This window comes from Haemophilus sp. HMSC61B11 (assembly GCF_001838615.1).
In the GTDB taxonomy this organism is placed as follows: Bacteria; Pseudomonadota; Gammaproteobacteria; order Enterobacterales; family Pasteurellaceae; genus Haemophilus_D; species Haemophilus_D parainfluenzae_AD.
The window spans coordinates 135,197-155,180 of the sequence record NZ_KV838003.1 but is presented as its reverse complement, the minus strand read 5'-3'; the positions used below and the strand labels follow the sequence as shown (position 1 = coordinate 155,180).

Below are 19,984 nucleotides of genomic sequence, written 5' to 3'. Positions count from 1 at the left end.
CGATATTTTCATATCGCCTTGTTCTTATTTAATTTTCACTCTTTTTAATCTCAGTGCATTAGACAGAACCGAAAGTGAGCTCATCGCCATTGCCGCACCAGCCAAGACTGGGCTTAAATAGCCCAATGCTGCAAGTGGAATACCTAGCACATTATAAATCAAAGCAAAGAATAAATTTTGTTTAATATTCTTTAATGTTGCTCGGGAAATCATTAATCCATCAACTAACTGATTAACCGAATGCTGCATGAGTGTCGCCGATGCAGTTTGCTCTGCAACATCAGAACCCGATTTCATTGCAAAGCTTACGTTAGCCATTGCTAATGCGGGTGCATCATTTACACCATCACCAACCATTGCAACCACTTTTCCTTGCTGACGTAATGTTTCAATATAGGCCGCTTTGTCACGTGGGCTACAATTACCCCGTGCGGTTTTCACACCAACTTGCTGAGCAACATAATCAACGACAGATTGCTGATCGCCACTCATTATCACCACATCAATATTATGTTGATGTAAACGCTGAATCGCTTGCAAACTATCCTCTTTTAGACTGTCGGCTAGTGCAAATGCACCTATTGGGTTGTTATCTACAGATACCGCAACAATACTCGCAATTTGCCAAATTTGAGGCATATTATCTGGTAAGAATAATTCACAATAAGCCGGCTTACCGACTTTAACCAAACCTATTCTATCAATATGAGCAGAGATGCCCTGCCCCACTTCGGAATGAACTGAAAGTGCGGTCGGAATTTCAAGTGATTTTTCCTGAGCAGCCAGGACTATTGCTTTAGCTAAAGGGTGATTAGCATTTTGTTCAACGGAAGCCGCTATACGATATAAATCCGCCTCTGAATAAACCGCACTTTGTGGTTGCCAAACTGCGGCGATTTTGAGGTCTCCATGAGTTAGCGTACCTGTTTTGTCTAATACCACCGTATCCACATGGGCCGCTTCTTCCATGGATGCCGCATCTTTAAACCAAATCCCTGCATTGACTGCTTTGCCCATACCGACCATTATGGCAGCCGGTGTGGCAAGCCCTAAAGCACAAGGACAGGCAATGACTAACACAGCAACAGAATGAATTAAGGCGGTTACCCAATCTCCTTTTATCCACCAAGTCAATCCAAATGTTAGTGCCGAAATCAATAACACGGCTGGTACAAAGACAGAAGCGACCTTATCAGCAAAACGAGCAATCGGTGCTTTTGTACCTTGTGCCTCAGAGAGCGCTTTCATCATATCGCCTAATAGTGTTTGCTGGCCGAGTTGATTGGCTCGATAAATAAGGCTACCTTGTGTCACCATTGCTCCCGCAAGCACAGGGCTTTGAGATATTTTTTCTAATGGTTGAGATTCACCGGTTAAATGACTCTCATCGCACCAACCACTTCCTTGCTCAACAATGCCATCCGCAGCAATACGTTCACCTTGATTAGCCCGTAAAATATCGCCTATTTTTACTTGGTCGAGAGGAATCGTTTCCCAACGATTTTCATGTTGAACACTCACTTGTTTTGGGGTGAGCTGTAACAACAACCCTAAACTATTTAAACTTTGTTTCTTCGTTCTTTCCTCAAGAAATTTCCCAAGGCTAACGAAACCGATGACCATCACCGATGCTTCAAAATAAACATGAGATGCGCCATCATGCCCCATTGACTGATGATAAAAAAACATAAAGACCGAATAGAGATAAATCGCCAACGTACCAGCACTCACCAGTACATCCATATTGGCCAAACCACCTCGAATACTCCCTATCGCCCCTTTATAAAACGGAATGGCTAACCCAAGTTGCACAATGCTAGCAAGAACAAATTGCCACATTGGCGGCATCATCCAAGAATGATGATTAAACATCATCCCGATCATTCCGATTAAAAAAGGAATATTAATGAACAAAAGCAACCATAAACGCGGACTAATCTTCGTTTCATTGGGTGCACTAGGCAACACATTTTGCTTTAGAATGCCATTAAATCCTGCTTTTTGAATAATTGTCAAAATATCTTGTTCTGAAGCCTGAGATGAATCAAATACTACGTGCGCTTCCTCCGCAGCAAAATTCACGCCTGCTTCATAGACAAAATCTTTTCGGTTCAACACCTTTTCAATCCGGTTAGCACAGGATTGACAGGTCATCCCCTCGATTTGAATGACTATTTTTTTATTCTGTTGCATCAAAACCTGCGTCTTCAATTGTTTCAATTAATTGTGGAATACTGACCGCACTTTCATCAAAGGTAACTACCGCTTTACCGTCATCAAGTGTTACAACGGCTTTTTCTACGCCATTAAGTTCTTCCAATACTCTAGTGACGCTTTTCACACAACCACCACAAGTCATTCCCGTTACATGTAATGTAATTGATTTCATATTTACTCCTTAATTATTGATATAGATTGAAATTAAGCTTACTATAAACCTTAACATAAGGTTAAGGTCAAGGTTTTTTTATGAACATTAGTGAAGTAGCAAAATTAGTCGGCTTATCAAGTAAACAAATTCGGGATTATGAGAAGTCCGGCTTATTAAAACCAGCACAGCGAAGCCTTTCTGGTTATCGCCATTATGAAGAAAAGGATTTAGAACGACTACGTTTTATTCGTCACTCTCGAGATGTTGGGTTTTCACTCCAACAAATTCAACAACTTTTGCAATTACAGGATAATCCCAATCGCAGTAGCCGAGAAGTTAAAGCACTCACGACGCAGCATATTAAAACATTAAATGAACAAATTCATCACTTGCAAAAAATGGTAGAGGAATTGGAGCGATGGCATAACGCTTGTCAGGGCAATGACTGCCCTGAATGCAGTATTTTGGAAGGGTTAAAAGGATAAAATTAATATTCCCAGCTTTCAGGATCGATGCCTAAATCACGCATAATCTCTTTGGCATTTTCAGGAATCTCATCATGGCGTTCTTTCATTAAATCTGCATCCGTCGGTAATGGCTGACCAGTAAAAGCATGCAAGAATGCCTCACAAAGCAATTCACTATTTGTTGCATGGCGCAAACTTTTTAACTGACGACGCGTACGCTCGTTCGTCAGAATTTCCAATACTTTAATCGGAATAGAAACTGTAATTTTTTTGACTTGTTCGCTCTTTTTGCCATGTTCTGCATAAGGGCTAATATATTTGCCATCCCAGTTTGCCATAATGCACCTTAAATAACCTGATAATTCACCTGTATTTTAATGAAAAATAAGCAAAATGACAATCTAGACGGCTAAAAGTATAGAAATCTAGATAAGATAAATAAAAACCACCTTTCGGTGGTTTCAATCAATTATAAGGTTTTTGCAAGATCTTTTAGGAAAGCTTTAAACTCTTTGCCTAATTTATCATGACGAAGACCATATTCTACAAAAGCTTCCATATAGCCAATCTTGTCACCACAGTCAAAGCTTCTGCCTGTCATATGGAATGCTTCAACAATCTCTTTCTCGATAAGCATATCGATCGCATCTGTTAATTGGATTTCATCACCCACACCAACTGGTGTTTTTTCTAATAAATCCCAAATCGCAGCAGAGAATACATAACGACCTACAACCGCAAGATTTGATGGCGCCTCATCAACAGATGGTTTTTCAACAATGCTATTAATTTTAACGCTATCACCACCTTTCAACTCTACGCCACCACAATCCGCGATACCATAGCTACTCACTTCATCAGCGGAAACAGGCGCAACCATAATTTGGCTCGCTTTAGTTTCTTTGAAACGTTTAATCATCGCAGAAAGATTTTCTTTCTTTTGATTTGCCGTAAAATCCGCTAAAAGCACATCAGGTAACACCACTGCAAATGGCTCATTTCCAACAACTGGGCGACCACATAACACCGCATGCCCCAAACCTTTCGCATTGCCTTGACGAACATGCATAATAGTTACATCTTTAGGGCAAATAGAACGCACCTCTTCTAGAAGCTGGCGTTTAACACGTTTCTCTAACATTGTTTCCAACTCAAAAGACGTATCAAAGTGGTTTTCAATGGCATTTTTAGATGAATGTGTAACTAACACAATCTCTTTGATGCCTGCAGCCACACATTCATTCACAACATATTGAATCAGTGGTTTGTCCACAAGCGTTAACATTTCTTTTGGAATCGCTTTTGTTGCCGGTAACATACGGGTACCCAGACCTGCTACAGGAATAATTGCTTTCATTGATTTTCCTTTTTATTTAAATATGGAATGACCACACTTCTCTGAAAAAGTGCGGTCATTATTTATTAAGCTTTGATAGATTTAAGTTAGAAAAGTTCCTTCTCTACCCTTTATCACTGAAATTTCCGTTATTTTAAATTTTGCAAACCAATGGGTTTAATTTTTGAAAAAACGTTAATTAAAGTATAAACAGAATGTCAAAACATTCATAAAACTCGTAAACCTAAGATGTGCCGTCTACATGTTCATCTTTTGACTGCAGAATTCGTTGGTAAATTTCCTCTCGGTGAACAGATACTTCTTTAGGCGCTTGCACACCGAGTTTGACTTGGTTTCCACGTACACTCAAAACCGTGATAGAAATATCGTCCCCAATAAGAACACTTTCGCCAACTTTTCGAGTTAAGATTAACATCTTTTATCTCCTTAGTTTGCATTTATTAGATATCCCTATCAATCAAGTAAAGATCGGCATCCCACCGACCTGCTTGTACTACAGATTATTGCTTAACCAGTTTTTTGCGACTGTTAATGCTAAACTCACATTTTCTGGTTGGGAGCCTCCTGCCATTGCCATATCAGGGCGACCACCGCCTTTTCCACCAACTTGCTGAGCCATTAAATTCACTAGCTCACCGGCCTTCACTTTAGTAGTTAAATCGCTTGTTACGCCAACGACAAGGTTGACTTTACCATCTAAAATAGATGCAAATACAATTACGCCTGAACCAAGTTGATTTTTCAAATCATCAACCATCACACGTAACGATTTAGTTTCAATTCCGTCTAGTTGATGTACGATTACAGAAACATCGTTAATTTTAACCGCACTTTTCACTAAATCGGAACCCGCTTGCATTGCGGCTTTTTCTTTTAATCCTTGTAATTCTTTTTCTGCTTTCTTCGCTTTATCTTGAAGTTGCTGAATTTTCTCAACAAGGGTATTAACGTCAGATTTAAATAAATCTGCACTTTGAGTAAGAATACGTTGTTGGTTGTGTAACCAATTAATTGCATTTTCACCCGTTACCGCTTCAATACGACGAACACCTGCAGCAACTGCAGTTTCCGCCACAATTTTAAATAAACCGATATCACCGGTACGTTTAGCATGAATGCCACCACAAAGTTCAACGGAGAAATCTCCCATTGTTAAAACACGTACCACATCAGCATATTTTTCACCGAATAACGCCATTGCACCTTTCGCTTTTGCCGCTTCGATATCCATTACATCCGTTTGAACTACAAAATTCTCACGCACTTTTTGGTTTACCAACGTTTCAATTTCATTAAGCTGTGCTTTGGTAATCGCTTCCGGATGAGCAAAGTCAAAACGTAATGCGGTATCAGATACTAACGATCCTTTTTGCACTACATGGTGACCTAAAACTTGACGCAATGCGGCATGTAATAAGTGTGTTGCAGAATGGTTAAGTGACGTTTGATTACGTCTTGCTGCATCCACAACCGCATTGAGTGTTTGTCCGACTTTTAAAGTACCTTGTTCTAACTCACCAATATGACCGAACACTTGACCATATTTTTGAGTATCTTTTACATTAAACTGAATACCTTGAGAGGTTAAATAACCGCTGTCACCAATTTGACCACCTGATTCCGCATAGAATGGAGTATTTTCTAAAATCACCACAGCACTTTGGCCTGCAGTAATACTGTCTACTGATTTTCCATCATGGAAAAGTGCGGTCACTTTGGCTAAAGATTCTGATTCAGTATAACCTTCAAATTTCGTTTCACCTTCTACGCGAATAACATTATTGTAATCCATGCCGAATTGGCTTGCAGATTGAGCACGTAAACGTTGTGCTTCCATTTCACGCTCAAAACCTGCTTCATCAATTGCAATATCACGCTCGCGACATACGTCAGCGGTTAAATCAAGTGGGAAGCCATAAGTATCATAAAGTTTAAAGGCAACTTCACCTGACAACACACCATCTTTCACTTGAGCAAGCGCATCGTCTAATAAGCTTAATCCGCGCTCTAATGTACGAGCAAATTGCTCTTCTTCTAAACGAAGTAATTTTTCGACATTGGCTTGTTTTTCTTTAACTTCTTTGCCAGCTTCCGCCATGACTTCAATTAAAGTCGGCACAAGTTTGTAGAAGAACGCTTCTTTAGCACCTAACAAGTGACCATGACGTACCGCACGACGGATAATACGACGTAATACATAACCACGACCTTCGTTTGATGGAATCACACCATCTGCAATTAAATATGCACAAGAACGAATGTGGTCTGCAATTACGCGTAATGATTTATTGGTTAAATCTGTTGTCCCTACGATTTCTGCTGTTTTCGCAATTAATTTTTGGAAAATATCGATCTCATAGTTAGAGTTTACGTGCTGTAATACGGCAGAAATACGCTCTAAGCCCATCCCGGTATCAACAGATGGACGTGGTAGTTTTTCCATTGTACCGTCTGCTTGACGGTTAAACTGCATGAACACCACGTTCCAGATTTCGATATAGCGGTCACCGTCTTCTTCTGGTGAGCCTGGAGGTCCACCCCAAATATGATCACCGTGATCGTAGAAAATTTCGGTACATGGACCACAAGGACCTGTATCACCCATTGCCCAGAAGTTATCTGATGCATAAGGTGCCCCTTTGTTATCACCGATACGAATGATGCGCTCCGCTGGCACACCAACTTCTTTGTGCCAAATATCATAAGCTTCATTATCGGTTTCATACACGGTTACCCATAATTTTTCTTTTGGTAAGCCGAGCCATCGTGGAGAGGTTAAGAACTCCCACGCAAAATTAATCGCATCATGTTTGAAATAGTCACCAAAGCTGAAGTTGCCGAGCATTTCAAAGAAAGTATGGTGACGCGCCGTATAACCGACGTTTTCTAAGTCATTATGCTTACCACCTGCGCGCACACAACGTTGTGCAGTTGTCGCACGTGAGTAAGGACGTTTGTCCATACCAAGGAACACATCTTTAAATTGGTTCATCCCGGCATTGGTAAAAAGCAATGTCGGGTCGTTTTCAGGCACAAGCGAACTACTTGCGACGACCTGATGCCCCTTGCTATGGAAAAAATCAAGGAATGACTGTCTAATTTCTGCTGTTGTTTTCATTGATAAAACCTTGTGTCTCTATCTCGATCACGATTTATAAAAAAGCTCACTATTTTTGCATATTTTAACCTAGAGAAAAAGGCTTTTTCACTGATCTTAAAAAAGAAAACCGCACTCTACTGCATTAATTGAGAAGTGCGGTTAAAATTTACGTTATTTTAATAGGGCTAAAATAATTTTTGATCACTATTCGTCGCGAAGTGGCACAACCAACATATCAATTTTAATGGTATTCATCACTTGACGTGTTGAAGACATCAATTTACTCCAGAAATCTTGGTGATGACCTGTCACTAGTAGATCTACATCATACTGATCAATAGCGTCTGTCAAAACTTGACCTAAATCACCGCTACCGCTCAATTTTTCTTTTATTGGATAACCCGCATGTTCGGCTAAATTAATTAGCGCTTTTTGGGTTTCGCTCGAGATTCTATCTTGCATTGATGACATATTGACATCAATTAAACCAGTATAGAGATCCGAGAAGTTTACATCTACATGAATAATGGAAAGTTGCGCATCATTACGTTTTGCAATTCCCACGGCTTTTTTGAGTAGAAATTCACTTTCGTCAGAAAGATCTACCGCAACTAAAACGTGTTTGTACATAATCGACTCCTTACTGATTTGATTGGTCTTTTTTATCTAACAGTATATTAGCACCTTAACTGCACAAAAAACTTGCACTAGATCACAATTTTGAGAATTCTTCTCAATTTTTCATTAAATTTTCAATGTCATCAATTTCTTTTGGTGCCGCCGCAGTCAGATTTTTATTGCCATATTCTGTCATTAGCAAGTTATCCTCAATACGCACACCAATGCCTTTATATTGGGCTGGCACATCTGCTTCTTCTGAAATATAAATGCCCGGCTCAACGGTGATGATCATCCCCACTTCAAGCGTGCGACTACGCTCATCATCATAGCGGCCAACATCGTGTACATCTAAACCAAGCCAATGGCCTAAACCATGCATATAAAATTGACGATAGGCTTTTTCTTCGATCAGCTTATCCACATCCCCTTTCAGAATGCCTAAATCAACCAAGCCTTGAGTTTTAATACGGATCACTTCATCATTCGCCAATTTAATTGAATTACCGAGCACTAATAACTCAATCGCACGTTTTTGTGCTTTTAAGACTAATTCATAAATCTCACGTTGTGGCTGAGTAAATTTACCATTCACTGGAAATGTACGTGTGATATCCCCTGCATACATAGCAAATTCACAACCTGCATCAATTAACACAAGATCGCCATCTTTCAATGGTTGATCATTTTCGGTGTAATGCAAAATGCAGGCATTATCACCGCCAGCAACAATGGAGTTATAAGAAGGAAATCTTGCGCCGTGACGATTAAATTCATGTAAAATCTCGCTTTCAATTTCATATTCAAAACGATTTGGACGAGTCACTTGCATCGCTTTAATATGTCCGAACGCTGTAATTTGTCCCGCTTGCTGCATTAAGCGAATTTCGTTTGGAGATTTGATTAAGCGCATTTCACTTAACATCGGCTGCCAATCAAAAACAGCGTAAAATTTCACCGCACTTTCAGCTAATAATTTATCTCCCCAAGGATGACGATCGGCCACATGATAAAGTGCGGTTAATTTTTCCGTTAATTTTGGAAATTCAGATTTAAAATCATCGATAGAATAGGCTTCATCGACATTGAGTTTTTGCGGTGCGCGCTCAACGCCTAATCGACGACCATTCCAGGTTTCAAGCAAAGGATCTCGCGGACGAAGAAATACAACCGTCTTTTCAGTTTCTTCCGTTTTAATCAATAACAACGCTGCATTTGGCTCATTAAAACCCGTTAAATACCAAAAGTAGCTGTCTTGACGGAAAGGAAAATCGCAGTCGTTATTACGACGTTTTTCAATTTCGGAAAATAGCAACAAAGCAGAATTTGGCTGCATTTGCGCGAATACTTTTTGACGACGTTCTGTAAATTCCTCTTGCGGTAATGCCGCCATGTATGCGAGATCCATGTTTCGCTCCTTTTAATGTAATATCGGTTTTATTTCTTGTGCATCATCGTTGAAATGGGTATAAAACAGCATAGCAATGGTGCGAACATATTCAATAATTTCTTCTAAGGCTTCAGCAAGCTCTTCTTCATCATCATCTTCTTCATAACCAAGCTGACAAATATCTTGTAAATCATCTACCGCTTCACCAATTTCGCCTTTTTCTTTATCCAACTCTGTCTGAACAAGACCTAAGCCCAGTAAAAATTGGTTTGCCCAGTCTGATAGGCTGTCTGCACGTGCAAACACACTCTCATCTTCTGTTAAGCCCAATTCAAAATCAAACCCTTCTACATCCGATAAGGTTTTACCAATCTGCTCATAAATTTCGGTAATTGGCTGAATTAATGCGGTTGGATAAGCGTGGTTATCGTTACTGAATTGATATAAAAGCGGTAACCAGCTTTGGTCTTTCAGTCCACCACAAATTAAGCCGCTCAAAAAACCATGTAATTCTGTTGCATTAATACCAATACCAGCAGATTTGAGTTGTTGATTAAGTTCAGTTTGGGAAATTGTCATTGTTATACCTATAAAATCATCGAAAACCATTAAAGTGTAGCACCACACAAATAAAAATGCGATCGCATTTCTATAAAGAAAAACGATCGCACTTTCTTTTGCAAAGGGGAATTACATCATTCCGCCCATACCTCCCATACCGCCCATTCCGGCAGCACCTAAATCAGCTTTATCATCTTTAGGAAGATCAGTAACCATACATTCTGTCGTGATCATTAAACCTGCTACAGAAGCCGCGAATTGTAACGCAGAACGAGTGACTTTAGTTGGATCTAAAATACCCATTTCGATCATGTCGCCATACTGTTCAGTACCCGCGTTATAACCAAAGTTTCCTTCGCCATTTTTAACCGCACTTGCTACAACTGATGCTTCTTCACCTGCGTTGGTTACGATTTGACGAAGTGGCGCTTCCATTGCACGTAATGCAAGCTTGATACCTACATCTTGTTCTTCGTTATCACCTTTTAAGGTTGCCGCCACTTTGGTTGCTGCACGAACTAATGCAACACCACCACCTGCAACGATACCTTCTTCAACCGCCGCACGAGTTGCGTGTAATGCATCATCCACACGATCTTTTTTCTCTTTCATTTCAACTTCAGTTGCTGCACCAACTTTGATCACAGCAACACCGCCGGCAAGTTTAGCCACGCGTTCTTGAAGTTTTTCTTTGTCGTAATCAGAAGTTGATTCTTCGATTTGTTGACGAATTTGAGCCACACGACCTTTGATTTGTGCTTCATCACCTACACCATCGATAATCGTGGTATTGTCTTTGTTGATGACTACACGTTTTGCTTGACCTAAATCTTCTAATGTCGCTTTTTCAAGTTCCATACCGATTTCTTCAGAAATCACGGTACCTGCTGTTAAGATCGCAATATCTTGTAACATTGCTTTACGGCGATCACCAAAACCAGGTGCTTTTACTGCAGCTACTTTTACGATACCACGCACAGTGTTCACCACTAAAGTTGCAAGCGCTTCACCTTCGATGTCTTCAGCAATAATTAATAATGGTTTACCCGCTTTTGCCACACCTTCTAATACTGGAAGTAATTCACGGATATTTGATACCTTTTTATCCACTAAAAGAATGTATGGATTATCTAATTCAACCGTTGCCGTTTCTGGTTTGTTGATGAAATAAGGTGATAAATAACCACGATCGAATTGCATCCCTTCCACAACAGCTAATTCATCGTCAAGACCTGTACCATCTTCTACGGTAATCACGCCTTCTTTACCCACTTTTTCCATTGCTTGAGCAATTAATTGACCCACAATGCTGTCAGAGTTAGCCGAAATTGTACCAACTTGTTCAATTTCTTTAGAAGTTTCGCAAGGTTTAGATAAATTTTTAAGCTCAGAAACAACCGCACTTACTGCTTTGTCAATACCGCGTTTTAAATCCATTGGGTTCATGCCTGCAGCCACAGCTTTTAAGCCTTCATTTACAATAGCTTGAGCAAGAACTGTCGCGGTAGTTGTACCATCACCTGCTGCATCGTTGGCTTTAGAGGCAACCTCTTTCACCATTTGTGCACCCATATTTTCAAATTTATCTTCTAATTCAATTTCACGTGCAACAGATACACCATCTTTAGTGATGGTTGGTGCACCAAATGATTTATCTAAAATGACATTACGACCTTTAGGGCCAAGGGTCACTTTTACTGCATCTGCTAATACATTCACGCCTTTAAGCATTTTTACGCGTGCATCGTTACCAAATTTTACGTCTTTTGCTGCCATTTTCTTTTTTCCTTAATTTAAATTATTCAACAATCGCCAAAATATCGTTTTCAGAAATGATTAACACTTCTTCACCATCGATTTTTTCACTTTTCACGCCATAACCATCATTGAAAATAACTGTATCGCCAACTTTTACATCTAAAGGTTGAACGGTGCCATTTTCCAAAATACGACCTTTACCCACGGCCAATACTTTTGCACGGGTTGATTTAGTCGCTGCTGAACCGGTTAATACGATACCGCCAGCTGAACGAGTTTCTACTTCTTCACGTTTAATGATTACACGATCGTGTAAAGGACGAATATTCATGATTAATTTCCTTCTTAAAATTAGTTAATGCAACCTCTATATAAGGAAGTTTTTTATGATTTCAAGGGGCATGATTAAAAAAATATAATAAAATATTTTTCCTATTTCATTTTTTTACGTAAAATTCAGCGCATTTTGCATAATACTAAATTAAGGAACAACAATATGCATTTAACATCAAGAGAACAAGAGAAATTGATGCTCTTTTTAGCCGGTGAGCTCACAGCAAAACGCAAAGCTCGTGGCGTAAAATTAAACTATCCAGAGGCAATCGCGTACATTGCAAGCCATTTACAAGAAGCGGCAAGAGATGGCATGAGTGTGGCTGAAGTTATGCAATATGGCGCAACGCTACTCACTGTCGAAGATGTGATGGAAGGTGTTGCCGAGATGGTGCATGAAGTACAAATCGAAGCAACTTTTCCAGATGGCACGAAGCTTGTTACCGTGCACAATCCGATTAGATAAAAGAAAATCCCCCCTCTTTAGCAAAGAGGGGGAACTTTCATAAAAAGTTTAAAATAGAAGGATTTAAATAAGATGATCCCAGGTGAATACCAATTAGCTGAAGGCGATATCATTGCCAATGTCGGCAGAAAAACCGTCACAATCGAAGTAACCAATTCAGGCGACCGACCAATCCAAGTCGGTTCCCATTACCATTTCTTTGAAACCAATAATGCCCTTAAATTTGACCGCACTTTAGCGCGCGGAATGCGCTTAAATGTTCCATCTGGCAACGCAGTGCGTTTTGAACCCGGTGAAGTAAAATCAGTTGAATTAGTCGCTTTTGGTGGTTCGCAAACTATTTACGGCGTCCATAATCAAATTGATGGCAAATTATAAGGTCGGGCAAAATGGCATTAACAATTTCAAGAGCACAATATGTAGCAACTTATGGCCCAACCGTTGGCGATAAAGTCCGTTTAAGTGATACCAATTTATGGGCAACTATTGAACAAGATTTATTGACCAAAGGCGATGAGTGTAAATTTGGTGGCGGTAAAAGTGTACGTGATGGCATGGCGCAAAGCGGTACCGCAACTCGTGACAATCCAAATGTATTGGATTTTGTGATTACCAACGTGATGATCATTGATGCGAAATTAGGCATTATTAAAGCCGATATTGGTATTCGCGATGGTCGCATTGTCGGCATCGGACAAGCAGGTAACCCTGACACCATGGATAACGTCACGCCAAATATGATTATCGGTGCTAGCACAGAAGTGCATAATGGTGCACATTTAATTGCGACCGCAGGCGGTATCGATACGCATATTCACTTTATTTGCCCTCAACAAGCACAACATGCGATTGAAAGCGGGGTTACTACCTTAATTGGTGGCGGAACAGGCCCAGCTGATGGTACACACGCAACGACTTGTACACCAGGTGCATGGTATATGGAACGCATGTTCCAAGCGGCAGAAGCTTTACCTGTTAACGTAGGATTTTTCGGTAAAGGAAACTGTTCAACGCTAGATCCGCTACGTGAACAAATTGAAGCGGGTGCATTAGGTTTAAAAATCCATGAGGACTGGGGTGCAACGCCTGCAGTAATTGATTCTGCATTAAAAGTCGCAGATGAAATGGATATTCAAGTGGCGATTCACACCGACACGCTAAATGAAAGTGGTTTCTTAGAAGATACCATGAAAGCGATTGATGGACGTGTGATTCATACTTTCCACACGGAAGGTGCAGGTGGCGGTCATGCGCCAGATATCATTAAAGCGGCGATGTATCCAAACGTATTGCCAGCATCTACTAATCCGACTCGCCCATTTACGAAAAACACCATTGATGAACATTTAGATATGTTGATGGTTTGCCATCACTTAGATAAACGCGTGCCGGAAGACGTAGCTTTTGCCGATAGCCGTATTCGTCCTGAAACTATTGCAGCGGAAGATATTTTGCACGATATGGGCGTTTTCTCAATTATGAGTTCAGACTCTCAAGCGATGGGCCGTATTGGCGAAGTCGTTATTCGTACATGGCAAACCGCAGATAAAATGAAAATGCAACGTGGCGAGCTAGGCAATGAAGGAAACGATAACTTCCGTATTAAACGCTACATTGCGAAATACACCATCAACCCAGCAATTGCACATGGTATTGCGGATCATATTGGTTCATTAGAAGTGGGCAAAATTGCAGATATCGTGTTATGGAAACCGATGTTCTTTGGAGTAAAACCCGAAGTCGTGATTAAAAAAGGCTTTATTAGCTACGCCAAAATGGGCGATCCAAATGCCTCAATTCCAACGCCACAACCTGTATTCTACCGTCCAATGTACGGTGCACAAGGTTTGGCGACAGCACAAACAGCAGTATTCTTTGTTTCACAAGCCGCTGAAAAAGCCGATATTCGTGCTAAATTCGGCTTACACAAAGAAACCATTGCCGTGAAAGGCTGCCGCAGCGTAGGTAAAAAAGATCTCGTTCATAACAACGCGACACCTGAAATCACGGTAGATCCAGAACGCTATGAAGTACGAGTGGATGGTGAATTAATTACCTGCGAACCCGTAGATACAGTGACATTAGGACAACGATATTTCTTGTTCTAATAAAAACGCACACCATTCAATAATAAAGAAAGTGCGTGTATGACACGCACTACTTTCGAATTTATAAAATATGAAAATCATTAACCCGATTTTGCCTATTATGGATACCATTTTAGGCGATTTAGCTAGTCTTCAATCAGAAGGCAAGATTACACATCAAACCATTGAACGTGTTGCATTGCAGTGGTATGAGAGTGAGCGCAACATCCTGCGTAAAACTACAAATACCGGGCGTGAAGTGGCATTTCGCCTACTCAAAGAAGGACAACGTTTAAAGCACGATGATGTGGTGTTTATCAGCGATGAATTAGTCATCGCAATTGAAATTTTACCGAGTGACGTGATTGTGTTGTCACCTAAAACCTTGCCAGAAATGGCGCGCGCTTGTTATGAGATCGGTAATAAACACTCTCCGCTGTTTTTAGATGGCGATGAAGTGACATTACCTTACGATAAGCCAATGTTTGAATGGTTACAAGCGGCGGGATTTCATCCGCAAAAAGCTGAACGCCGTTTAAGCCAAGCGTTAAGAGCGAACTCTGCACAAGGGCACGGGCATTCGCATAGTCATTCGCACGATCATCATGACTATCACCATCATGGAGACGGCAATTGGCACCAACATTAAACCGAAGCCTGGCTGATTTAGGTGCATTGTTGCACTTGGTTGACCCAACTTTGCCAATCGGGGGATTTAACCATTCAAACGGTTTAGAAACCTTTGTTCAACAAGGTGTTGTTTCAACGAAACCAAGCTTAGAAGAATATGTGCAAGCCCAGCTTTTGCAAAACTGGGTATATAACGATGGCGCTTATCTTTCGCTGGCATTTGAAGCCATGGCTACCAATGATTTTGACCGTTTGTGCGAATTAGACCATTCGCTATCTGCGACCAAAATTGCGCGAGAAAGCCGTGAAGGCAGTTTTAAACTCGGCCTGCGGTTATTAAAAATTTTTATCCGCTATGAACAACACCCAATGTTGAGCCAATTTCAACAAGCGATTCAGAATAAAACCGTGCAAGGTTATTTCCCCATTGTGTTTGCGATGGTGGCGCAAGCAATGGGGCTCAGCAAAGCGGATACTCTTTATGCGTTCTACTACAATGCAGCAGTCGGCACCATTACCAATGGCGTGAAACTCATTCCACTCAGCCAAATGGATGGGCAAGATATTCTGTTTGATTTGCGTAGTGCACTCTTGCAAGCTGTCGAATTAAGCCTCGAACCCGACGAAGAATGGCTAGGTGCAGCAACTCTCGCAAATGACATCCGCTCCATGCAGCACGAAGTGCTTTATACGCGACTTTATATGTCGTAAGAGCGGTCATTTTTTATTGAATTTTTACTTATCGTTGAGGATATAAAAGCACCTCGACGGTAATCAACCCAAAAGGAACATTATGCGTAACTACATTAAAATTGGCGTAGCAGGCCCTGTTGGCGCAGGCAAAACCGCATTAATTGAAAAACTGACTCGTGAAATGGCAAGCCGCTATAGCGTGGCGGTGATTACCAATGATATTTATACTCAAGAAGATGCAGAATTTTTAACGAAAAATAGCCTACTTCCGCCAGAGCGTATTATGGGTGTAGAAACAGGCGGTTGCCCGCATACGGCAATTCGTGAAGATGCATCAATGAATTTGGAGGCGGTTGATGAAATGGTTGCACGCTTCCCGGATGTAGAAATCGTCTTTATTGAATCTGGTGGTGATAACTTATCTGCCACCTTTAGCCCAGATTTGGCGGATGTAACTATTTTCGTGATTGACGTTGCACAAGGCGAGAAAATCCCGCGTAAAGGTGGACCTGGTATTACCCGTTCTGACTTATTAGTGATTAATAAAACTGACCTCGCCCCATTCGTTGGCGCTGATTTAAGTGTTATGGAACGCGATGCGCGCCGTATGCGTAATGGTCAACCGTTTATCTTTACCAACTTAATGAAAAAAGAAAATTTAGACGGTGTGATTGGTTGGATTGAAAAATACGCCTTATTGAAAAATGTGGAAGAGCCAAAAGCATTAGTGAGATAAAGCACTCTCCCCTCTTCTTTTGAGGAGGGGGATTTTACAAATTTAATTGATTATGAACAGTACGCTCAAACTCTCAACTAAACGTTCTTCAAGCGGTAAAACTCAGCTTGCGGAATATTTTGCCACGCCCCCCTTCAAAGTGATGACGTTACCTGCTTATGCGGATGCTTGGACAAATGGACTTAATGCCATTCAGATGTCTTCTTCGCCAGGACTCTTATCTGGGGATCGTATCGATATTCAAATAACGCTCGCAGAATCGACCGCACTTTCTTTAAACACACAGGCTTTTACTCGTGTTCAGGCGATGAATGAAAGCGATTTCGCTGAACAAAATACGTTCATTCAGCTTGAAGAGAATAGTCGTTTATTTTATTTACCCCATCCATTGGTATTGCATAAGCATTCTTCATTTAAGCAAAAAACATTTATCAATATGCAACCTAATAGCACTCTGATTTACGGCGAGATTGTGGCTATTGGCCGCGTAGCAAATAATGAACGTTTTGAATTTCGTCAATTTTCTTCTCATCTGAAAGTTCAGCTTTTGCAAAATAATGGGCAAACTAAACCGCTTGTTTTGGATTGTATTCAATGGCAGCCTGCACAAATGAAATTGACCGCATTAAGCCAAATGGAAGATTTTTCACATCAAGGCTCATTGGTTTATCTCAATTTGCAGAAAACGCCAACTGAAGTTAAACAAATCGTCCAAACACTTCAACAACAGGAAAGCGAAAAATCACTACTTATTGGCGTTTCTCAATTAAATGAAGGTGGACTTATTCTACGAGTGCTTGGCTATCGTGCAGAACTCATTCAAAAGCTCTTTGAGAAGATCGGTGAGCAACTAAAATCAGCATAAAATTAATATTGCCAAGTGATATTTCCCCTAAAAAAATTTATGCGAGAAATGAAAATATCTCTTATACGTCTTATTTGAAATGTGATCCAAGTCAAATTTATTTTCTATGTAAATTCCTATAATTACCTCAAATTAATTAACAACCAAAAAGGTGATTAAAATGACTCAATACAGAAAAGAAGTGGATTTATTAGGTGAACGTGATGTGCCAGCAGATGCATACTGGGGTATCCATACCTTAAGAGCGGTTGAAAACTTCAATATTTCTAATGTAACCATTTCTGATGTACCGGAATTTGTTCGCGGCATGGTAATGGTAAAAAAAGCAACTGCCCTAGCAAATGGTGAATTAGGTGCAATTCCAAGTGATATTGCAAAAGCGATTGTGGCAGCGTGTGATGAAATCCTTACTACGGGGAAATGCTTAGATCAATTCCCATCTGATGTGTATCAAGGTGGTGCGGGTACTTCTGTCAATATGAATACCAACGAAGTGGTTGCTAACCTCGCGCTTGAAAAAATTGGCCATAAAAAAGGTGAATATGATGTAATTAACCCAATGGACCACGTGAACGCTAGTCAATCTACCAACGATGCGTATCCTACCGGTTTCCGTATTGCGGTATATAACAGTATTTTGAAACTTATCGACAAAATCCAATACTTGCATGATGGTTTCGATAATAAAGCAAAAGAATTTGCTAAAGTTTTAAAAATGGGTCGTACCCAATTACAAGATGCGGTACCTATGACTGTTGGTCAAGAGTTTAAAGCCTTTGCTGTATTACTTGAAGAAGAAGTACGTAACTTAAAACGTACCGCTGAGTTACTCCTTGAAGTAAACCTTGGCGCAACCGCAATCGGTACTGGTTTAAATACACCACAAGGTTATACAGAATTAGTGGTAAAACACCTTGCTGAAGTGACTGGATTACCTTGCGTACCAGCTGAAAACTTAATCGAAGCAACATCTGACTGTGGTGCTTATGTCATGGTTCACGGTGCATTAAAACGTACCGCTGTAAAACTATCTAAAGTATGTAACGACTTACGTTTACTCTCTTCTGGTCCACGTGCAGGTATTAAAGAAATTAACTTACCTGAATTACAAGCCGGTTCTTCTATCATGCCTGCAAAAGTAAACCCTGTTATTCCTGAGGTTGTAAACCAAGTATGCTTTAAAGTAATTGGTAACGATACTACCGTTACTTTCGCATCTGAAGCGGGTCAATTACAATTAAACGTAATGGAACCAGTGATTGGTCAAGCGATGTTTGAATCTATCGACATCTTAACCAATGCTTGCGTAAACTTACGCGATAAATGTGTAGACGGTATTACTGTAAACAAAGAAATTTGTGAAAACTACGTATTCAACTCAATCGGTATCGTGACTTACTTGAATCCATTTATCGGTCACCATAATGGCGACTTAGTGGGTAAAATCTGTGCTCAAACCGGTAAAGGTGTACGCGAAGTGGTATTAGAAAAAGGTTTATTAACCGCAGAACAATTGGATGACATCCTTTCTGTAGAAAACTTAATGAACCCAACTTACAAAGCGAAATTAAATAAATAAACACGTAATAAAAAGGGAGCTTAGCTCCCTTTTTTAATAGTTTATTCAAAATCTTTATCAAAATAAAACTGTTCCTCCCCAGCTTTTATCTTTTTTAGTTTTTCTACACGCATTCTATTTTCGCTCATTAAACAATAATGCTCTCCTAATCCAGGATCAACAAGAGCGCATTTACTATTTCGATAACGAATCCAAGTTTTTTGAAAGGTTTCTAGTCCTTTTAAATCATAGTTAACTTCATTTAAATCTGAGCTTTGTTTTATCTGTCTGGTGATTTCTTGATATAGCTGATTGATTTGTTTTTTATATTGTTCAGAGGTCGAGTCTATGCAATAACTAACAATAGCATTATTGATACCAGCTTCTGGATCTTCTTTTTTTAATTCCTTAATCGTTTCATCAAGACATTGTGAGTAAACATCTTCACTAAGGTTACCATTTTTTTCCGTTGAATAAAAAAGTTCATCTCCTACCTTTATCTTTTTTAGCTTTTCTATACGTTGTTCATTCTCATTCATTAAGCAAGAAAGATTTTGTAATCCTGAATTAAAAAGCGCACATTTATTATTTCGATACTGAATCCAAGTTTTTTGAGAAGTTTCTAATTGACTCAATTCAGCACTAGCATCTCTTGAGTTTTTTGCTTTTTTAACTTGTTCGTTAATTTCTTTATATAACCTATTAATTTGTTGTTTGTACATATATGAGGTGTATTCCATACAACTAGCTACAACAGCATTATTAATGTCTGCTTCTGAATCTTCTTTTTTTAATTCTTTAATCGTTTCATCAAGACATTGAGAATAGATATCTTTGCCACTATTGAGATCAATAGATACCGCACCTTCATTGGCGAGTAAAGACGAGCAAAGACAAAAAATAGCTAGTGTGGTAAGTTTTTTCATATTTTTTCCTTAAATAAAAAAATTCGCCTTAAAACCCAAATGTTAGGAGCAAGAATTTTGCAAGAAAT

Annotated in this window: 21 protein-coding genes; 9 read left to right on the top strand and 12 right to left on the bottom strand. The window is 39.9% G+C overall.

Features of this window, described 5'->3' with window-relative positions; translation table 11 throughout:
- Positions 1–24: 24 nt before the first annotated feature.
- Both HMPREF3263_RS09860 and HMPREF3263_RS09855 read right to left on the bottom strand, forming a co-directional pair.
- On the bottom strand, positions 25–2,193 hold the full coding sequence (locus HMPREF3263_RS09860; RefSeq protein WP_032804122.1) for a heavy metal translocating P-type ATPase: 2,169 nt from the start codon (positions 2,191–2,193) through the stop codon (positions 25–27).
- Positions 2,180–2,389, bottom strand: coding sequence for a heavy-metal-associated domain-containing protein (locus HMPREF3263_RS09855; protein ID WP_005696754.1), 210 nt, complete (start codon positions 2,387–2,389; stop codon positions 2,180–2,182). The genes HMPREF3263_RS09860 and HMPREF3263_RS09855 overlap by 14 nt, the downstream gene beginning before the upstream one ends.
- Positions 2,390–2,469: 80 nt before the next feature.
- On the opposite strand from HMPREF3263_RS09855, the gene cueR reads away from it, so the two are divergent.
- Positions 2,470–2,856, top strand: coding sequence for a Cu(I)-responsive transcriptional regulator (cueR, locus tag HMPREF3263_RS09850; protein ID WP_005698681.1), 387 nt, complete (start codon positions 2,470–2,472; stop codon positions 2,854–2,856).
- A 2-nt stretch (positions 2,857–2,858) separates the two neighbouring features.
- Here the strand turns inward: cueR and metJ are convergent, their stop codons facing one another.
- From metJ to HMPREF3263_RS09805, 9 genes are all read right to left on the bottom strand, one after another.
- Positions 2,859–3,176, bottom strand: a complete 318-nt coding sequence (metJ, locus tag HMPREF3263_RS09845) for a met regulon transcriptional regulator MetJ (RefSeq protein WP_005696757.1) — start codon at positions 3,174–3,176, stop codon at positions 2,859–2,861.
- A 131-nt stretch (positions 3,177–3,307) separates the two neighbouring features.
- Complete coding sequence (gene galU, locus HMPREF3263_RS09840) at positions 3,308–4,195, bottom strand: UTP--glucose-1-phosphate uridylyltransferase GalU (protein ID WP_005698604.1); 888 nt, start codon at positions 4,193–4,195, stop codon at positions 3,308–3,310.
- Between the two features lie 223 nt (positions 4,196–4,418).
- A complete protein-coding gene (gene csrA, locus HMPREF3263_RS09835; RefSeq protein ID WP_005698601.1) occupies positions 4,419–4,610 on the bottom strand; it encodes a carbon storage regulator CsrA in 192 nt (63 codons plus the stop codon).
- Positions 4,611–4,688: 78 nt separating this feature from the next.
- On the bottom strand, positions 4,689–7,313 hold the full coding sequence (alaS, locus tag HMPREF3263_RS09830; RefSeq protein WP_005698656.1) for an alanine--tRNA ligase: 2,625 nt from the start codon (positions 7,311–7,313) through the stop codon (positions 4,689–4,691).
- Between the two features lie 186 nt (positions 7,314–7,499).
- The gene (gene uspA, locus HMPREF3263_RS09825) at positions 7,500–7,925 is read right to left on the bottom strand and encodes a universal stress protein UspA (protein WP_005698692.1); all 426 of its coding nucleotides are present in this window, start codon (positions 7,923–7,925) and stop codon (positions 7,500–7,502) included.
- Between the two features lie 103 nt (positions 7,926–8,028).
- Positions 8,029–9,321, bottom strand: a complete 1,293-nt coding sequence (gene pepP / locus HMPREF3263_RS09820; protein ID WP_005698609.1) for a Xaa-Pro aminopeptidase — start codon at positions 9,319–9,321, stop codon at positions 8,029–8,031.
- Between the two features lie 12 nt (positions 9,322–9,333).
- Positions 9,334–9,882, bottom strand: coding sequence for a YecA/YgfB family protein (locus HMPREF3263_RS09815; protein ID WP_005698612.1), 549 nt, complete (start codon positions 9,880–9,882; stop codon positions 9,334–9,336).
- 111 nt (positions 9,883–9,993) lie between these two features.
- Positions 9,994–11,640 (bottom strand): chaperonin GroEL, encoded by a 1,647-nt coding sequence (gene groL / locus HMPREF3263_RS09810; RefSeq protein ID WP_005698641.1) that lies wholly within the window; start codon positions 11,638–11,640, stop codon positions 9,994–9,996.
- A 22-nt stretch (positions 11,641–11,662) separates the two neighbouring features.
- Positions 11,663–11,953 (bottom strand): co-chaperone GroES, encoded by a 291-nt coding sequence (locus tag HMPREF3263_RS09805; protein ID WP_005629492.1) that lies wholly within the window; start codon positions 11,951–11,953, stop codon positions 11,663–11,665.
- A 165-nt stretch (positions 11,954–12,118) separates the two neighbouring features.
- Here HMPREF3263_RS09805 and ureA point away from each other — a divergent pair, with 165 nt between their 5' ends.
- The 8 genes from ureA to aspA all read left to right on the top strand — a co-directional run bounded on the left by ureA (position 12,119) and on the right by aspA (position 19,011).
- Entirely contained in the window at positions 12,119–12,421 is a 303-nt protein-coding gene (gene ureA / locus HMPREF3263_RS09800; RefSeq protein ID WP_005698682.1) for an urease subunit gamma, read from the top strand.
- A gap of 72 nt (positions 12,422–12,493) precedes the next feature.
- A complete protein-coding gene (ureB, locus tag HMPREF3263_RS09795) occupies positions 12,494–12,799 on the top strand; it encodes an urease subunit beta (protein WP_005698637.1) in 306 nt (101 codons plus the stop codon).
- Positions 12,800–12,810: 11 nt separating this feature from the next.
- Positions 12,811–14,529, top strand: coding sequence for an urease subunit alpha (gene ureC, locus HMPREF3263_RS09790; protein WP_005698665.1), 1,719 nt, complete (start codon positions 12,811–12,813; stop codon positions 14,527–14,529).
- A 70-nt stretch (positions 14,530–14,599) separates the two neighbouring features.
- On the top strand, positions 14,600–15,157 hold the full coding sequence (gene ureE, locus HMPREF3263_RS09785; protein WP_005698643.1) for an urease accessory protein UreE: 558 nt from the start codon (positions 14,600–14,602) through the stop codon (positions 15,155–15,157).
- Positions 15,142–15,849: an urease accessory protein UreF gene (locus tag HMPREF3263_RS09780; RefSeq protein ID WP_005698658.1), complete on the top strand. Its 708-nt coding sequence runs from the start codon at positions 15,142–15,144 to the stop codon at positions 15,847–15,849. The genes ureE and HMPREF3263_RS09780 overlap by 16 nt, the downstream gene beginning before the upstream one ends.
- A gap of 82 nt (positions 15,850–15,931) precedes the next feature.
- Positions 15,932–16,567 carry an urease accessory protein UreG gene (ureG, locus tag HMPREF3263_RS09775; protein ID WP_005698685.1) on the top strand — a complete coding sequence of 212 codons (636 nt, stop codon included), beginning with the start codon at positions 15,932–15,934 and terminating at the stop codon, positions 16,565–16,567.
- Positions 16,568–16,619: 52 nt separating this feature from the next.
- The gene (locus HMPREF3263_RS09770; protein WP_005698677.1) at positions 16,620–17,432 is read left to right on the top strand and encodes an urease accessory protein UreD; all 813 of its coding nucleotides are present in this window, start codon (positions 16,620–16,622) and stop codon (positions 17,430–17,432) included.
- Between the two features lie 160 nt (positions 17,433–17,592).
- The gene (gene aspA, locus HMPREF3263_RS09765) at positions 17,593–19,011 is read left to right on the top strand and encodes an aspartate ammonia-lyase (protein ID WP_005698683.1); all 1,419 of its coding nucleotides are present in this window, start codon (positions 17,593–17,595) and stop codon (positions 19,009–19,011) included.
- A gap of 41 nt (positions 19,012–19,052) precedes the next feature.
- On the opposite strand, the gene HMPREF3263_RS09760 is transcribed toward aspA, so the two are convergent.
- Entirely contained in the window at positions 19,053–19,916 is an 864-nt protein-coding gene (locus HMPREF3263_RS09760) for a lysozyme inhibitor LprI family protein (RefSeq protein WP_005698614.1), read from the bottom strand.
- Positions 19,917–19,984 lie beyond the last annotated feature (68 nt).

Bases quoted from the DNA above. Each gene is read 5' to 3' on its own strand.
- HMPREF3263_RS09860 (WP_032804122.1), bottom strand. From the start codon at position 2,193: ATGCAACAGAATAAAAAAATAGTCATTCAAATCGAGGGGATGACCTGT.
- HMPREF3263_RS09855 (WP_005696754.1), bottom strand. From the start codon at position 2,389: ATGAAATCAATTACATTACATGTAACGGGAATGACTTGTGGTGGTTGT.
- cueR (WP_005698681.1), top strand. From the start codon at position 2,470: ATGAACATTAGTGAAGTAGCAAAATTAGTCGGCTTATCAAGTAAACAA.
- metJ (WP_005696757.1), bottom strand. From the start codon at position 3,176: ATGGCAAACTGGGATGGCAAATATATTAGCCCTTATGCAGAACATGGC.
- galU (WP_005698604.1), bottom strand. From the start codon at position 4,195: ATGAAAGCAATTATTCCTGTAGCAGGTCTGGGTACCCGTATGTTACCG.
- csrA (WP_005698601.1), bottom strand. From the start codon at position 4,610: ATGTTAATCTTAACTCGAAAAGTTGGCGAAAGTGTTCTTATTGGGGAC.
- alaS (WP_005698656.1), bottom strand. From the start codon at position 7,313: ATGAAAACAACAGCAGAAATTAGACAGTCATTCCTTGATTTTTTCCAT.
- uspA (WP_005698692.1), bottom strand. From the start codon at position 7,925: ATGTACAAACACGTTTTAGTTGCGGTAGATCTTTCTGACGAAAGTGAA.
- pepP (WP_005698609.1), bottom strand. From the start codon at position 9,321: ATGGATCTCGCATACATGGCGGCATTACCGCAAGAGGAATTTACAGAA.
- HMPREF3263_RS09815 (WP_005698612.1), bottom strand. From the start codon at position 9,882: ATGACAATTTCCCAAACTGAACTTAATCAACAACTCAAATCTGCTGGT.
- groL (WP_005698641.1), bottom strand. From the start codon at position 11,640: ATGGCAGCAAAAGACGTAAAATTTGGTAACGATGCACGCGTAAAAATG.
- HMPREF3263_RS09805 (WP_005629492.1), bottom strand. From the start codon at position 11,953: ATGAATATTCGTCCTTTACACGATCGTGTAATCATTAAACGTGAAGAA.
- ureA (WP_005698682.1), top strand. From the start codon at position 12,119: ATGCATTTAACATCAAGAGAACAAGAGAAATTGATGCTCTTTTTAGCC.
- ureB (WP_005698637.1), top strand. From the start codon at position 12,494: ATGATCCCAGGTGAATACCAATTAGCTGAAGGCGATATCATTGCCAAT.
- ureC (WP_005698665.1), top strand. From the start codon at position 12,811: ATGGCATTAACAATTTCAAGAGCACAATATGTAGCAACTTATGGCCCA.
- ureE (WP_005698643.1), top strand. From the start codon at position 14,600: ATGAAAATCATTAACCCGATTTTGCCTATTATGGATACCATTTTAGGC.
- ureG (WP_005698685.1), top strand. From the start codon at position 15,932: ATGCGTAACTACATTAAAATTGGCGTAGCAGGCCCTGTTGGCGCAGGC.
- HMPREF3263_RS09770 (WP_005698677.1), top strand. From the start codon at position 16,620: ATGAACAGTACGCTCAAACTCTCAACTAAACGTTCTTCAAGCGGTAAA.
- aspA (WP_005698683.1), top strand. From the start codon at position 17,593: ATGACTCAATACAGAAAAGAAGTGGATTTATTAGGTGAACGTGATGTG.
- HMPREF3263_RS09760 (WP_005698614.1), bottom strand. From the start codon at position 19,916: ATGAAAAAACTTACCACACTAGCTATTTTTTGTCTTTGCTCGTCTTTA.